Source organism: Agrobacterium sp. O3.4, assembly GCF_041414895.1.
Classification (GTDB): Bacteria; Pseudomonadota; Alphaproteobacteria; order Rhizobiales; family Rhizobiaceae; genus Agrobacterium; species Agrobacterium cucumeris.
In genome coordinates this window covers 1,781,131-1,797,225 of record NZ_JALPZP010000001.1, presented here as the reverse complement: position 1 = coordinate 1,797,225, position 16,095 = coordinate 1,781,131, and the positions used below count along the sequence as shown (strand labels likewise).

The following is a 16,095-nucleotide window of genomic DNA, read 5'->3' as shown; positions in this document are numbered from 1 at the left end:
AGAGAAATTTCTTGATCAGGAATGATGGACGGCGACGATCTCGGCGTCATACTCTCGTTCAATACCCTTGATGGTGAAATCGGAGACTTTTCCCCGGATCGTACCGGTACCGGGTGTCGATCCATTTCTTACAACACCATCTTTGACGTTCCCCAAAGGGCTTCCTGCGCCAAGCGTCGAGCCACTTCGAATGACGGCATCCTTGACATTGCCAAGCGCGGTTCCCGCGCCGGGCGTGGAGCCATTCCGGATCACACCATTCTTCAGATTGCCTAGCGCCTTGCCAGAACCGATGGTGTTTCCGTCGCGGATCACACCGTCCTTGAAGTTTGCCATTTTCAGTTCCCGGTCATTGTTGCGATTGATCGTGGTTGCTCGAGCTGTTTCATGTCGGAATCTGGCTCACCGTCGAGGCGGAGAAGAGGCTCGAGTAGCGCGATGTCATGTATGCAGCCCATTCCGCGCCACCTGCACTTTGCAGGATCGGCTTGAAGGCTGACGAAATATCGAGGCTTGTGAACCGGTCGGGGGACTGCAGCAGTTTCGGCCAGACCGATGCGAAATCCGATCCGTACTCCCGAAGTCTGGGAGCGGTTACCGCTTTCAAAGCCGAATTGCCGGCGGGCGAGAGATGCAGCACTCGCACGATGTCCGCGCCATATTCTCGGGCCTTCTCCATCTGGAATGCCAACATCTGCTGACGGAGAAGCTGGTAGAACGGCTCCCAGAAAAAATCCTCCAATGCCAAGCCAAGGTCAGCACGGATTGGTCCCTCTGGGTAAAAGGCGAGTTTTTCGTAGCGCTTCAGACGCGTAGCATTTCCGTTCGCGCTGATCGGAGCACCGTAGCACTCGGTGTACTTCCACTCGATCAACAGCGTTTCCAGTTTGCCATCTCGCTCGAACATCAACACCGCGTCAGCGGATGTCGCGTTCGCGCCACGCGAGCGAGAACCATTTTTACCTGACTCGTTCAGATAGTCTCCGCCGATCCACTCAAATCCGACAAACCACTCACCATCCGGACCTTCTTCGATCGGCCGCATGGTCGGCTTTTCACCCCCAAGTGCCGCCTGAACTAGACGCGCAAGCATTTCTGGCTTTCGAGCCAGAGGTGCCAGAAAATTCAGACAGCAAACCTGCGATGACAGACCATGATTGCTGTGCGTGTGCCACTGGATGCCTTTGTGTGTGAAATACGCGGGGACGACGCTCCTGATCGACGGAGCGAGATTCCGCTCAAAGCTCACCGGATCGAGGCGATAGGCTGAACCACGGTATCCTCCGTGCCCGGGCTCGGAGTCGGCGAAGAACTTGGATTGACTTTCCCGCTGGACCCTTATGAACGTATTCATCTGCTACTCCGCCGCGATTGTCAGCTGCGCTTCGGCCTCATCGCCCTCGCTCTCGGCGTCGATCCCTTCTTCCGGCTGATTGCCGCGATAAGCCTGTTTGCCTGTTGCCTTCTCGATCAGCGCGAGAAGCTGTTTCTGCCGCTCGGCCATGAATTCGATGAACCTGTCTGCCCGTAACAAAGACGGATCGACAAGGTGTGAAGACAAATAAGTGTCGAGCTCCGCAGCCTCGATCGGTGGGGTGGCACTGGTGCCCTTCTCCAGGGTAGCCAGATAGTCCGAAGGGGCAACGCCGCCAATAATGCGATTGGTGCGATAGGTCAGCGGTGTCTTGTTGATGATGGAGTCGTAAACTTCCGGTTTGATCTTGTTGTCCTCACACCACTTCTTCGGAAAGATATGGTGGATGTCGACGCTCTCGCCGAAAAAGACGATATGGTCAAATTTCAGACCGGATCGGAAATCGAGAGCGCCTTCCTTCATCAGCAGGGCGTTCATGCCCTTGTAGGCCGCCGAGAGGCGCATGCGCATGGTTTTCAGGCGATCGGACCGGAACGTTGTGTCGCTGACAGTTGAAGGCATTGCGCCGCCCTGCAGCCACACAGGTACCTCCATGAAGTCCTTCGCTATCCGGGTATCGACGGCCGAGCCATAGAGTTCGCCGAAGACGCCGTTCCAATACCACTGCTGAAGCTGCTGTTTCAGCGTGGCGTGGTGAAGAGCTCCCTCGTTTTCTGCGAGGATCGCGGCCAGCGGCACTATCTGCGACTGATAAGGCAGGTCCTCGACCTTATAGATGTTCAGTTCGAACAGAAACTTGGCAGCCCGCTCGAAACCCTGTTCGGCCTTGTCGCAATAGGCGGTGTACGCACTTAGCGGTAGATTGAGGAGGGCTTGTCGATTGCCCGTCACCTGGGGCAGGTCCTTGCCCTGCTTTCCCTCAGATTCGGCGGCACGTCGTTTGTCGCGTGTATGGAAGAGCGAAATCACCTGTAGGAGATCGGTGTTTGTCACGTTGGCGAGGATGCCCGTGTCCCGCCCAGCCGGCCGTAGAGTCTCTGCAAGCCTTTGGTGGCGGCCCTTTTGCCCGTCGGCCCCATACCAGTCCTTGCGTAGCTCAAAACCATCCGCTGCATACATGGCTGTTACCAACTCGAAGGCGTCGAGCGGCTTGCCGCCGGTATTGACCTTCTCGAAGACGGTGCAAACAGCTTCTTTGGTCGTGGCCTTGTCCAGGGTGATAACCGGCACCTGGTACGATTTGAAATTATCGAGGACATCCTTCTTGAAGGCTTTCCATTTCTCCTTTGCGGATTTGCCCTCGTCACCCTGCCAATGGTCGTTGAACCCGTCCTGCCAGTCGTCCCAATCGAATACTTCAGTCAGCGGGAACATCATCGACGCATATTCGTGTTCCCGCGACGAGAGGTCGAGCTTGATCTCCCGGCCGAAATCAGTCCGAACAATCCTATCTTCAGGCACGCCTACGATGGCTTCCTCTCGATTGGCCTCTGCATCGAGCGCCATTTCGATATAGATGTAGAACCACCGCTTCACTCGCTTGTTCTTCGGTGTGACGGTCTCGACCACCTTGTTACGAAGGGTGACCTGGTACAACGACGTCATCCGCTGCTGGCCATCGAGAAGGAGAGAAGAAGGCGAAACATGCTTTGCTGAATCCGGCGCGCCCTCAACGGGGCGAGGTTTGAAGTTGACCTCGCCGCCGGTCTCCAACGTCATTAGTGCGCCCACCGGGAACGCGCGCGAGACGGAAGCAATCAGGCTTTTAATGCGATCTTCGTCCCATACCCAACTGCGTTGAAAGTCAGGAAGTTGGAGATTGCCTTTTTGGCAGTTGCTGAGCAATTCGTGCAGCGAAAATGGATTCGTCTTAAACGTTGCGCCAGTCATCATGCCTCCTCGGGGATTCTCGCGCTAAAGTTAGCTACTAACTTGCTGTAGTCTTCTTCCATCGCAAAAGCATTGCGGAATTCGGCAAAGGCCCAGCGGCCATAGACCTTTAGGTTGTTGACGCCGGGGACCCAGAAGTTCGTCATTGTCTCAGCCTTGATCTGCTCATCGAGACCGCGGAAGCCCTTAACCTCGACGATCAGGTTCAACGGGTCATCCGGTCCGTGACCGTCATCAACCTGTATGATGAAGTCCGGCAGGTAGCGGCGCGGCACGCTGCCTGAGCGATAGGGTACTTCGAAACCAAGTGCCTGGTTCTTCACGTAGGAGATCGTAGCTGGGTGCGCTTCCACGACGCGGGCAAATTCCGCCTCCCAATCGCTATCGCAGACGACGTAGTTCACGTGGGAAAGCCGGGTTTCCCAGAGCGTCTGCTTGGTCGTGATGAAGGACACGTGGTCGGTGTAGCCGTGCGGATTGTACGGATCGAGCATGGCCTTCACGACACTCTCCCCATCTTCACCGGCGCTGCGGACTATGGCTTGGTAGATGAGTTCGGATGCTTTCTCCGCCAACTCGGCATAGGTCAGCATGCCCGCCCTGGTGCCACCAGTGAGCTTCAGGCAAGTGGCAATCCAGCGTCGCGTAATGGGCTGGAGCTGGTTATAGAGGTAATAGGGAACGTCTTGATCCGGCTCACGGAAATACATCTCGATGAGCTTCTTGGTGAGATGCGTCGCGACGGTGTTCGGCCGCATGTCATCGAGCGCATCCGGAGAAATGTCATGGCCTTCGCCGACCAGCCCTTCGAGACGGACCGTACAGGGGCCGACCAATTCTGGCGTCAGGTCGAGGATTGAGTCCGCCGAGAAATTGGCCGAAAAGCTCTCAGAGGGGAGCTCGGCGCGATAGCCGGCAACGCGCGGAAAGCGGATGGAAAGGTCGTTGCGCTCCTTGAGCGAATGGACACGTGTCGTTGGCTTCGGCGGCGTGCGCGTCACTTCCTGTGGCTCGGTGGCAAAGTCGAAGGGAATGCCGAGGATGTCGGCGTATTCGGTATTGAACAATCCGTTGTCATTCAGCTCGTAGGACTGGCGGCGCAGGCCTCGACCAATCACCTGCTCGCAGAGGAGCTGCGTTCCGAATGCGCGGACGCCAAGTATGTGGGTGACCGTGTTGGCATCCCAGCCTTCCGTCAGCATCGACACGGAGACAACGCACCGCACCTGTTCGCCGAGACGGCCCTTCTGCCCGACGGTGTTCATCACTTCACGCAATAGCTCCGAGTCCGAGAGCTTGTCGGCCGCCGCGGCACCCTCGCGCTCCTTGATTTCCCTACGGAACTGCTCGATTTCTGCCTCGGCCATGTCGCGGAACTTGGCATCCAGCGCCTCTCCGGACTCAAGCTGTTGCGAGTCGATCAGCAGCGTGTTCATGCGCGGCAGCCGATTGCCATTGCGGTCATCGTAGTTCCGGAACAGCTCCAGATGCCCGTAGTGCTTTGTCTGGCGCTCACCTTCAACTTCCCGTTCCCAGCCCGAAATCCATTCGAAAATGAGCTTCGAACTGGCAGTGTTGTTGCAGACGACGATGAACACCGGGGGGACGCCAATGCCGGCCTTTTGCCAGGCATCGTATTCCTTCTCGTAATGGGAGTAGAGCGAGTAGAGCGCGGTCTGCAGTTCGGCAGGTATACTCAACGGATCAAGATCGCCGGATTTGCCCGCCCCCTTCTTCGGCATCTTCTTGCCGATGTGATCCCATAGATTGCGAAATACCGGAGTGGCGGCATTGACGGCATTGTCCGATACCGGAACGCGGGGCAGCTTTACGATGCCGCACTCGATTGCATCTACGAGAGAGAAGTCGGAGACAACCCAAGGGAAGAGGGTGCCTTCCTCATAACCCGACCCGCGCAAGAAGAACGGTGTCGCCGAGAGATCATAGACCGCGCGAACGCCGACTTTCCGCTTCAAAGCCTCGATGCCGGAAATCCAAAGCCGTGCAGCCTCATTGTTTTCCTTGGCCTCGTCCTTTTCCTCCCCCTTCAGTTCATCTTCCTCGTGGCTTCCCGGACGTTCGCGATAGCAATGGTGTGCCTCGTCGTTGATCACCACGACGTTCTTCATCTGCAGGAGATCGCCGCAGGCCCGCTGAAGCATCTGTCCCTCGGTTTCGAGTTCCTCGATTGCTTCGCCTTTCCAGCCCTTCATCAGACGGAGACCCACTGCGTTCAGCTCGTGAGCCTTGCGCCGCTGAAAAACATGATAGTTGACGATTTCGATCTTCGCCTTGTTCAAGTCGGGCATCATGTCCTGTGGAACAAGTTCCCGAGAACGATAGTAGCTATTGCCGTCAGAAGGCTTCAGTACGCGCAGTCGGTCCTTGATGGTGATACCGGGCGCAACGATAAGGAAACCTCTCGAGAACAAACTGGAGTTCGGCTGCCGAGCGGCATTGATCGCCTGCCAGGCAATGAGCATGGCCATGACAGTTGTCTTGCCGGCGCCGGTGGCCAACTTCAGCGCAAGGCGAAAGATTTCTGGGTTAGCATCTCGGTTTGCTTCTTCGAGATGGCGGAAGATGTGAGCGTACTGCTTGTTTTTGCGTGCCACCTCCGCAAGCCAGATCGCCGTTTCTACGGCCTCCACCTGGCAATAAAAGGGGCGGGGGCCGGAGAAGTTGTCACTTCGCCAATATTGGAGCAATCGCTGGGTAACGGGCGTGACACCCCAGTCGTTTGGATTGGGAATTGAACGCCATGACGCGATGTGGCCGCGAATTTCATTGATGATCGGCGTGGGGTTGTAGTGGCTGCTACCGTCCTTGGTCTGGTCGAGATCAAGCGTAGCCTGCTTTTTGGCGTCTGCTTTGATCTTGCGGCTCTTCGGAACGGGGGTCACGTATTTCGACCGGCGCCGGCCTTCAATGGGCGGTTGATTGAGCGGCTCGCCACTTTCAGACAGCGCATGATGGCGCGTGGGAACGTCATACGGCGAATTGAGAATTGGCTCGGCGTAAAATGGCTTGGTCATGCAATCTGTCCCAGAATCGGCATCGCCATTCAATCGCCCCCGCGAGGGTGATGCAACTCTTACGATGCAGATTGCTGCATGTCGCGAAGAATTGCACACGGAAATTATTTCCTCATTGCAACGGTATTCAAGAAGTTGGACTTGCATCCCGGTAGTCGCATGGGAATGGCGCGGTTTCGCGGGCTTCACATGCGCGGGTCGCGCACTCTTTCGTAAGTTGTGGAAATTAAATCACATCGCAGTTCAATTTTGTGGAGTTTTGGCCAAACCGCCCAGGTCCGCTTGATTGCAAGGCCGTGCCTCTAATAGTTTCCAATTCGTTACCACTCAAGGGTAGTGGTTGGGGATCGGATTAAGTGATTCAGGAAATTGGAAGTTTCGTCGTTGCCTCGATTCTTGGCGCGGCGAATTATCTTGTAAAGGATGCGGCTGCTCCGGGTATTGTCGCTCTAGGAATTGTCGTTCTCCTGGTAGTTTTTACTGCGGCTTTCTTTCGAGAAGTCGTTCAGCGCAGGAAAGCAGTTCAGTGGCTAAAACGTGAAATTCAGAACAGCCCGACAGGCGCTGATTTTAGTCGTGATATCGACGTTCTTTCCGCCTCAATCAAGAAGACAGGCACGAACAGGTATCGCCGGCAATTGGCGGCTGCGTGGGAGAAATACAGAGAGACCCTTGTACCTCACGAGGAAGACGGCAAGGTTGTGCTTCGCAATGCCGTCCGACCGTCCATGTTTCTCAATCCAGAGGACTTGGGTTTTGGGGTTGGCTTTTGGCGCATCGTACCCGGTCTCTTTGTTTCGGTTGGGCTTTTTCTGACGTTCCTGGGGTTGATTGCCGCTCTCTCGACTATGGCGCAAGGAGCCGAGATCGATAGCGGTGTCATGCGACAGCTGCTTTCTGTGGCCTCGGCGAAGTTTATCATGTCGTTGACGGGGCTTTTCTGCTCAATCGTCTTCACGATCCTTCTTAGAAGCATCTACGGGCGACTGGAGCAGTCGATCCATGAACTGTGTGCCGCCATTGAGCAGCGTCTCACCTATATCAGTCTGGAGGCCCTTGCCACAGAACAACTGAAGGCAACCCGGGAACAGCGGGAACATTTCCGATTGATCGGCATGGAGTTGGTCGCGGAGATTGGCCGTCCCTTGAGGGAGGAGCTCCCAGCGGCGATCCAGAGCTCGATTGCTGGGGCCATGGCGCCTATTGTAGAAAGAGTGGGTAAACTCGGCGCAGAGGGCGTCGGAGATATGGTGTCCGGGATTTCGGACAAGCTAACGGATTCTATCGGTATCGCGCTGACCGAGGCGAGCCAGAAAATCTCTGATGCAGGTGAAAGGCTTGGGTTGCTTGCTGATCGGCTGGATCAGAGCTCGGGGCGGATAGGCTCGGAGATGGAGGGCGTGACAGAACGTGTCGCTCAAGCTGTGGAAGACCTCCGTGCGGCTATCACGAATACGGCTGAGGTAACCGGGGGGACGTTTAACGAAGGTGCCGAGAAGCTCCTTGCGGTCATGAACCGTACGCTTGAGGGAATTCGCGACAATACGGGCGAAGGTGCGCGCGCCATGTCGGCAGCGGCTGAGGACATGCGCCAGGCGGCTGAATCCTTCAAACAGGAGATCGAGTCCGCAGCGCGAACAGGTACAGAAGCCGCGCAGGAACGCATGAAACTTGCAGGTCAGCAGGTGAGCTCGGCTATCGGCGATGCCGGCAAGGACGTGGCAGAAGTGTTCAGCCGCACCAGTGCGGAGATTGCTCGGGTTGCGGAAGAGGTCTCCGAGAAAGCCGGCGCCGGCTTGCTCGCTCCGCTGGCTGAAATAGGCTCCAGGTTGGAGGGGCTGGTCAAGCAGTTGAACGACGGTACGTCCAACATGCGACGCATGGCCGATGGGGTGAAGGCGGGTGCCGACGCTTCAGAAAAGGCTGCAGGTACCTTCAATGGAGCGGCTAGCTCCCTTGTTGCCGCTGTCACTCCAGTAAAAGCCGTCGTGGATCGCATGGAAGGTTCGATCCGGCAACTTACCGACAGCACACAACACGCGGCGAGCACTGTTTCGAGGTCTGCGGAGGCGACCGCCGAGTCTGCCGCTTCGGCTCTTGCCGCTGCGAAGGAAATCCTCCAGGCGGAAGCGAAATCCATCGAGAACGCTTTGGGCGGTGTCTCCGTGATGCTGGAACGTCTAAAGGGGCAGGGTGACCGCCTGGATGAGATGGATGGAAAGCTAGGCCAGGCTTTCGATCTCTACACGGAAAATGTGGAGAAGGCCGTCCAAGGCATGTTCGGCCACGTGCGCGATCTGCAGGAAAGGCTAAATCCTGCCCTCGATACCATGCGTGAAATCGTTGAACAGGCCGAGCAATTCGCTCCGGAGTCGCGGAGAGCCTGATGCGCGGCGGTTTCCGGACGCGTTACAAAGAGGAAGAGGAGGAGAGCGCATTTGTGTCCATGACGGACATGACCGTCAGCTTCCTCTTCATCATCATCCTTTTGCTGGCTTACTTCGCCCAGCAATATAGCGAAAAGGACACCGTCCCCAGACCCATACATGAGGAGGTCATTAAAGAAAGGAATGACGCGCAACGGGAGATAGTCCGACTGCAGGCAATCATCGCTGTTCATGAGAAAACGATCGCTACCCTCAAGCAGGAGATTAACGAGAAGCAGGTGGAGATCGAGCGGTTGCAGGCTGATATCGCGAAACTGCAGGCCGAGATCAAAGAGCTAAAAGAGGCGCTCGAAAAGCTTCGGAAAGTTGACCCACTGGAAGCCTACCTAGCCACGTCGGCGATCGAGAGACGACGAATTCTCGAAACTCTACGCGACCAGTTGAAGATTGATTTTCCTGATCTCGAGGTGGTTATCAGTGAAGAAACCGACGCTTTGCGCTTTCAGGGCGACGGCCTGTTTGCAACCGGATCGTCCACGTTGCGCCCCGACCGGAGGGCAATCGTGGAAACTGTCGCAACGAGGCTATCGCAGATTTTGCCCTGCTATACGATTGGCCCGCGTTCGAAGTGGACGGCCGAATGCAATCCAGGCAATGCGATTATTGAAGCTTTGCAGATTGAGGGACATACCGACTCGACCGGGGATTTTACGGCCAACCTGGCTCTATCTACCAATCGCGCAAACAGCACTTTTTCTACAATTCTCGGCAAATCGGGCGAGCTAGTCGATTTTCTGAACTTCCGACATCAACCCGTTCTGTCCGTCGCAGGATACGGCCAAATGCGCCCGGTTAAGGACAACTCGACGAAGGAGGGACGAGATACGAACCGCCGCGTCGACCTGCGAATCATCATGTACACACCAAGCCAGTCTGCGGAAATCGACCGCATTCGGCAGGCGTTGAATGAAAACAACCCCGGGGGTGTCGCGAATTGACCCTCAGCAAGAGCCTCTCCCAGAACCTTCAGTTCGCCAGGCCCGCCTTGCCAGCTTTGAACTCACTCGCATCTCGGACAGAGAGAATTCTATCCCGCTGGCCGGATGTTGTCGCCAATCCGCCCGAGAAAGACCGTGAAAAACTCGTGGCCATTGTGCGGGACAAACTGGAGAATAATAGCTGGGAGGACACGAAGCTCTCGCTGATTACAAGCGCTGGCAGGGCGTTGTTCGACGAGGATCGTCGCACTAGACCTGACCTGGTGGAGATGCGAGATTTTTATTACAGCGAGACCCGCGCCTCGACACGGGCGGGGTTTCTCGGCGGAATGTTCTCCATCTACATGGACAGCTTTGATGCCAAGGCGGAACATACGTGGCAATTGGCCGGTGCATTGTCGGCAGCGGCGGGGCGTCTCGGAGCTCGCTGGCGTATGATGCTCGATGCCATCCCGGAGATGCTCTCACCCGACGCTGTGGCAGAGGCCGTCGGCCGACAGATGGTGTTGATGGACGACCTCTGGATCGGACTGCAGAAGCTCGGTATTCGCAGCCCTCATGCACCCGGTCTGATGAATGCCGTCCACTTGGCCTATGTGAAGCAGATCGAGCCGCACCTCGATCAGCGGGTGGAGATGGAGCGGCTGATCGAGTGGTTGAAGCCGGAGGGCAGGGAGGCGAAGACGACCGGCGCCGGCGAAGCGATCTCGGCTCTGCTTGGACACTGGGTCAAGCATTCTCCGAAGCCCGATGACCTACGCTACCTCACAGAGAACATCATCGGCATTTACGGTGATCCTCGTGTCCAGCGTGGCGGCGTTTGGTCAGCAGTACCGGAAGACAGGATGGCGGTTATCCTGCGCTGGCTGACGGGCGAGAACATCCGGTTCTTCCTTGATGTCGTCTCTGAGGTGGAAGACAGCCACATGTGGGAGCCTCGCAGGAGATTTTGGCTCGGCCTGCATGATCGTGGCCGTATCGATGCAGCCTGGGTTGCTTTCAGCGATTCCGCCGCGAAAGAGGCAAGGCGACGCGGGGCGGGAGGTAAGGGGACGTTGAGATTTGGCGTTCAAACGGCAGGCTACGGTCGCGCGAATACATCACTGCTTATACTGAAGATCGGCAGGAAGATCGTCGTTGAGGGCTCTCACAGCTATAAGGTCCACATTTTCGACGAGTCCAACCAGCGTGCGCCTGCGCTCTACCAGTGGCGATATGACTGTGAAGCAATCAGGTTCATTCCCGGCTCCAATGCGAAATCGCACAACGGCGACTGGCAGAGTTGGGTCTTGGAACACATCTAGGTGAAAAAATGAACTTGGAAGCTTCTTTCTCTCCAGATGCAATCACTCTGTCCGCAAAGAACGAGCGCGCGGGTCTACTGCACCGGTTGGTGCGCCGTAGTGTCAAATCTGATCTTCAGAACCTGAGTCCCGACGAACGTTCACTGGCCTTTGCAATTGCCGATCTACGGGCCGCAGCGGACACGCTCGGCGAACAACTTTCGATCGATTCTGATCGCATCGTCATGTCCCATCGCATCGCTGCGTCCGTCACCGGTGAAACAGGCGCAGTACTCGGTCTGCCGCCTTTGGTAGAGATGACGCTGAAAACCGATGCGGAGGGAATTGTCGGTTCGTCAGGTTTCCGACTTAGGTACGAATGGTCGCGCAATGGCCAACGGCAAATGCCACGTCGAACTGGAGCCATTCTGGAAACCGCAAACGGTTTGCGACGAATTCCTATGTGGATGATGGACGCCATCGCCATCGCCGACGCCTACCGGCCGGATGGAAACGACGCCGCCGATTGGGAGGCGCTAGGACGTTTCCGCAAGGCACTTGATCCTGGTGCTGTCAGCGGAGCCTCGGACGAGGCGTCGCGTATCTCGATGACAGATTTTCTGAGCGGTCTGGAGGTGCGTCTCGTCGACCGCTTCTCACTCTCGCCAAAGGGGGAGACGGACTTCGACGTGGTGCCGTTCTCTGGTTATACCTTGGAGGTGCATGGTAGCGCTTCTGAAGCCGCCGAGGTTTCCGAGTCCATGAGCGAGGTACAGGGACTAGACCTGCAGCGATTTCAGACATTGGTAAGAGGAAGGGGGGCCCTGCCCGCCTATCGATTATCTCCTGGTCGTTACGTGGTGGTAGAACAGTCAGCGTCACCGGCCCTTGCCGTGATGGCTGAAATGCAGAAGGCAGCAGCCGAGGAGCGGCGCGCCTTCATCCGTAATCCCTTGCCACGAGTAACGGAAGCAGTGGAGGCGCAGCTCCGTTCTTCCGGGCAATTGGATGGTTTGTCGCCCCAGGCCGAGCAGGAAGCCATAGAGGCAGCGGTTGGTCCCGTACTTGTTGAAACCCGGGAATTTTCCGAACGGGTTACTGGCGTCGTCAAGTATGAAAAGCCGGGTCTCGGCGAGTTCGAGGATAGCGGGACAAGCTGGCTGCCGGAGGACTTCAGCGCGCGCCTGATCGATATCCTCGATAGGCAGGGTACTGCCGAGCTGCAGACCCTGCGCGAGCGCGTCCAGGAAGCAATTGAGGCTGGAAGGCCGACCGTCGATTTCGAGGATTTGGAGGTCCCCGCTCGACCGGAAATGCTGCAGCTCATCGACGAGCGGATGGTGTCGGGAGACGCTGACGACCGTGGCGAGGATGAGGCAAAACCAGAAAAGGTGGGCCCATTCGTTCTCGATACCGAAGTGAACTACGACGATCTCAAATGGCTCGCTAAGCTCAGGCCGCGCATGTCCGAGTTGCCGGACACCCTACCCGAGGGCATTCGAACGCCGTTGAAAGGGCATCAGAAGGAGAGTTTCAGCTGGCAGGTTGGCGCGTGGCGGGCCGGATTGCCGGGCGTCCTCAATGCCGACGAGCAGGGCCTCGGCAAAACTCTCCAAACCATCTCTTTCCTGGCCTGGCTCAAGGAAGTGATCGCTCGTCCTCAAGCCGAGAGCCGGGGGCCTGTTCTCGTTGTTGCGCCAACATCCCTTCTCGAAAATTGGGAGCAGGAAGTCGCCCGACACATGCACGAGCCTGGGCTGGGTCATCTGATCCGCCTCTATGGGTCGAGTATCGGTGGACGCAAGCTGACGGGAGCGAAGGGAAAGGACACGGACGATGGGGAGGCCAAGCTTGACTTGGGCGCGCTGCATGAAGCCGTGGCAGAGGGGCGGGCGCATCGCTACTGGCTTCTCACCACTTATACGACGCTGACGAACTATCAGCATTCTCTGGCTCGCATACCCTTTTCCGCCGTTGTCTTTGACGAAATCCAGGCCTTGAAAAACCCTGTCAGCCTCCGCGCAGTTGCTGCCCGTTCGATCAATGCTGATTTTCGAATTGGCCTCACCGGTACACCCATCGAGAATGCCACTGTTGACCTCTGGGCAATCATGGACCAGCTCGCACCGGGATCGCTCGACAGCCTCAAAGATTTCCGTCAACGCTATGCGAAGCCAGAGGAAGACAACATGGCCGAGCTGCACGGCAGGGTTTTTCTGCCCCGTGGCGGCACGCCGCCTCTTGCTGTCCGCCGCCTGAAGGAAACGGTCGCAACCGATCTGCCCGCCAAATCCCGTCGTATTCACCCCCGCCTGATGCCGGATGTTCAGGCCTTGGCATATGACGATGCCCGACTGAAGCTTGCGCGAGGAGGCATGGGCGCGCAGCTCAAAATGCTTCATCACATTCGCAGCGTTTCCGTCCACCCGGCGCTGGAAATCAAAGCAAGTAACGATGAGTTCGTCGTATCGTCTGCGCGGCTACAGGCTGCCATGGATATCCTGAATCGCATCAAAGCGAATGGCGAACGTGCCCTTGTCTTCATCGAGCACCGCCAGATGCAGTATCGCTTCATCGAGTTGGTTCGCAGTGAATTAGGTCTGCCGCGAGTCGATCTCATCAACGGCGACACTCCCATTCCTCAACGTCAGGCAATTGTGAACCGGTTCCAGCGCCATCTGGATGACGACCAGGGGTTTGACCTTCTAGTTCTCGGTCCGAAGGCAGCGGGCACCGGGCTGACGCTAACGGCGGCGACCCACGTCATCCACTTATCTCGATGGTGGAATCCGGCAGTTGAGGAACAGTGCAACGATCGCGTACACCGGATTGGCCAGACGCGGCCTGTTACAGTGCATTTGCCCATGGCCATTCACGAAGGCTATCGGGAGCAGTCTTTTGACTGCCTCCTCCAGAGCTTGATGATGCGCAAGCGTCGCCTCGCCAGTTCGGCGCTTTGGCCCATGGGGGACGTCGATGACGACGTTGCTGGCCTTCAGAAGGGCATGGCGTCCGAGCGGTTAGGCATGGAGGCTGACCCTCTTGGCAAGACCATGGCGGCCATGTTTGCCCGCGACGAGCTGGAGCTGCCGCCGCGAGAAGCTGACGGTTCCTACCCCATCCATTGATACAGAATGGCAGATTTTCATGAATGACATTTGGGTGAGCAAAGGGCTGGTCATCGACGCGCCTTGGATCAGTTTGATCTTGAGTGGCCAGAAAGATTGGGAGATGCGCTCCACCGGTACAAGCCACCGCGGATGGTTTGGCTTGATCTGGAAGGGGATGGGGAGCGTCTATGGCGTCGCACGATTGGCCGGCGCCGGCGGTCCTATGAGCCCGCAGGAAATGATCGAGGCTTTTGAACACCACCGTATTCCAGAAGAGATGATCCGTTCGGGTGCGGTTGCTAAATGGAACAGGCCCTGGTTTCTGGCTGACGTCATAAGGCTTCCCACGCCAGTGCGCTACAAGCACCCAAACGGTGCCGTGACCTGGGTCGAATTCAGCGAGAATGTAAGCTCTGCGATCAAGGATCAGATTGCAGCGCTACAGGAGCCCCTCCCGGAGCCGGCGCCGGTGGTCAAACTGGAAGCCCATGGCATGCAATCGGAAGCCGTGTGGCGTCAAATCGGCGAAAGCGTGCTGACCCAAGGCAATCTCGATCACAATCACATCTATCTACGCGAGTTTTTCCATCGCTTCCCGAAAGATGCAGTAGGGGGCTCGAACAAGGCGGAGATGGCCTCTCGCGAAATATCGATCATGTGGGATGGCGGGCCCCTTGTTGTTACTGATCTGGATGGCTCGAAAAGGTTCTTTCGCGCAAGGGGGTGGCTAGGCTCCTTCTTCCGTTACAATGGTGCGCGTATCGGCGACCGCGTTATCGTCGAAGAGGGAGCGCCCTACAGTTACAGAGTTCGCATCCTACGGTGAGGTGAGGCAGGCTCTCTTGGTTGACGTTGTCTTGTTAGGGGTTATACCTTTCCCGGATGCAGCTATTTCACGACCCTTACTATTTATTTGGAAAAGAAGATGAGCAGCAGACAATCTCGCGGTGATTGGCTACTTGAATTCTTGTTGAATGAAAGGGGATGCTCAAATTTTGCCTGCGGAAAATGTTATTATCCAATCCGCGCTAAGCTTATAGGCGAATTGCGCAAAGCTTATTATTGCCGGGAGACTTCAAGCCGGGAGACTTCCGAGATGATTTTCGCGCAGCATCTTCCTCAATTGGAGCCAAAAGTCCTCGAATTTCTGGCAGAGAGCCTAGCAGCTGTACGTCCGCACCCCGGACAGACCGCTTCGGTTGAGACTACAATGTTTGTTATCCTTGGTCTTCACAGCGCCTATTCGCGGCGAGGAGACGAAAATCGACTCGATGAGATGCTCCAAGAATCGTGGGCGGGAACTGTCCTGGCCAAAATGCGGGCCCACTATGAAGCAGTCCAGAAGCGCATACGTAGCCATCGCGAGCGGGAACGAAGCGCCCCATTAGAGCGTGAGCGCAAAAAGGCAGAAAAGGCAGCCCGGCACTTGGCGCGGATTTCAAAAAAAGACGAACGCTACGAAGCATGGCTGATGAAAAAGACGACGTAGACTTCCCGTCTTGGCTGGCGATGTCGAGCAGCTTTAGCCTTTGATCCGCTATCGGGGCTATAGGGACTGCGAACGACTGTCGCCCCGCGGAAATAATTTCCGCATGCTTCCATATTTCCCCGGACTGCCGTTCTGGAATGTCGTACAAGAGTGTCGTAAAAGCATATTAGGTGATCAAGATTTGTTAACCTTCTCAGAGGCTTGAAAGAGGGCGAAATCCCTAGCTGGGAATCCTGGCGCCCCAGCCATTCCTGACTTTTATCATATATAGTTTTCACGCTTTTTGCGAGAATGTGCAAATAGAAACAATTTTAGATTGAATATTGCAGATTCCGCAACACTTTTATGATTTTCTAATTCAGATATCAGGAGTGTACAGTAGTGACCCAAACATTAGAACCAAGTCCATCCCACAACGAACTCCCAAACAAGCCCGATTTCGAATGGATTTTCTGGGTGCTTCCCATCATCGTGTTTGCCGTAATTGCATATCTCGGTGACTGGAAATGGGCGTTTATAATCGGAGGG

The 16,095-nt window shown here is 56.4% G+C and carries 10 protein-coding genes; 6 read left to right on the top strand and 4 right to left on the bottom strand.

The window, feature by feature from the left end; translation table 11 throughout:
- Positions 1 to 15 precede the first annotated feature (15 nt).
- The 4 genes from M0412_RS08750 to M0412_RS08735 are packed head-to-tail and all read right to left on the bottom strand — an operon-like array spanning position 16 to position 6,300.
- Entirely contained in the window at positions 16 to 336 is a 321-nt protein-coding gene (locus tag M0412_RS08750; protein ID WP_269698528.1) for a hypothetical protein, read from the bottom strand.
- Between the two features lie 49 nt (positions 337 to 385).
- A complete protein-coding gene (locus tag M0412_RS08745) occupies positions 386 to 1,354 on the bottom strand; it encodes a hypothetical protein (protein WP_142839273.1) in 969 nt (322 codons plus the stop codon).
- Positions 1,355 to 1,357: 3 nt separating this feature from the next.
- Positions 1,358 to 3,265, bottom strand: a complete 1,908-nt coding sequence (locus tag M0412_RS08740; protein WP_142839274.1) for a DUF262 domain-containing protein — start codon at positions 3,263 to 3,265, stop codon at positions 1,358 to 1,360.
- Positions 3,265 to 6,300: a BPTD_3080 family restriction endonuclease gene (locus M0412_RS08735; RefSeq protein WP_269698527.1), complete on the bottom strand. Its 3,036-nt coding sequence runs from the start codon at positions 6,298 to 6,300 to the stop codon at positions 3,265 to 3,267. The genes M0412_RS08740 and M0412_RS08735 overlap by 1 nt, the downstream gene beginning before the upstream one ends.
- 356 nt (positions 6,301 to 6,656) lie before the next feature.
- Here M0412_RS08735 and zorA point away from each other — a divergent pair, with 356 nt between their 5' ends.
- The 6 genes from zorA (at position 6,657) to M0412_RS08705 (ending at position 15,567) form a co-directional block, all read left to right on the top strand.
- Positions 6,657 to 8,687, top strand: coding sequence for an anti-phage ZorAB system protein ZorA (gene zorA, locus M0412_RS08730; RefSeq protein WP_269698526.1), 2,031 nt, complete (start codon positions 6,657 to 6,659; stop codon positions 8,685 to 8,687).
- Positions 8,687 to 9,685: an OmpA family protein gene (locus tag M0412_RS08725; RefSeq protein ID WP_142839277.1), complete on the top strand. Its 999-nt coding sequence runs from the start codon at positions 8,687 to 8,689 to the stop codon at positions 9,683 to 9,685. Before zorA ends, M0412_RS08725 begins: the two co-directional genes overlap by 1 nt.
- Positions 9,682 to 10,989, top strand: coding sequence for an EH signature domain-containing protein (locus tag M0412_RS08720; protein WP_142839278.1), 1,308 nt, complete (start codon positions 9,682 to 9,684; stop codon positions 10,987 to 10,989). The genes M0412_RS08725 and M0412_RS08720 overlap by 4 nt, the downstream gene beginning before the upstream one ends.
- Positions 10,990 to 10,997: 8 nt before the next feature.
- Positions 10,998 to 14,096 (top strand): DEAD/DEAH box helicase, encoded by a 3,099-nt coding sequence (locus M0412_RS08715; protein ID WP_269698525.1) that lies wholly within the window; start codon positions 10,998 to 11,000, stop codon positions 14,094 to 14,096.
- Between the two features lie 19 nt (positions 14,097 to 14,115).
- Entirely contained in the window at positions 14,116 to 14,904 is a 789-nt protein-coding gene (locus M0412_RS08710) for a hypothetical protein (RefSeq protein ID WP_142839280.1), read from the top strand.
- 99 nt (positions 14,905 to 15,003) lie between these two features.
- Positions 15,004 to 15,567, top strand: coding sequence for a hypothetical protein (locus tag M0412_RS08705; protein WP_142839281.1), 564 nt, complete (start codon positions 15,004 to 15,006; stop codon positions 15,565 to 15,567).
- The last annotated feature ends 528 nt before the right edge of the window (positions 15,568 to 16,095 follow it).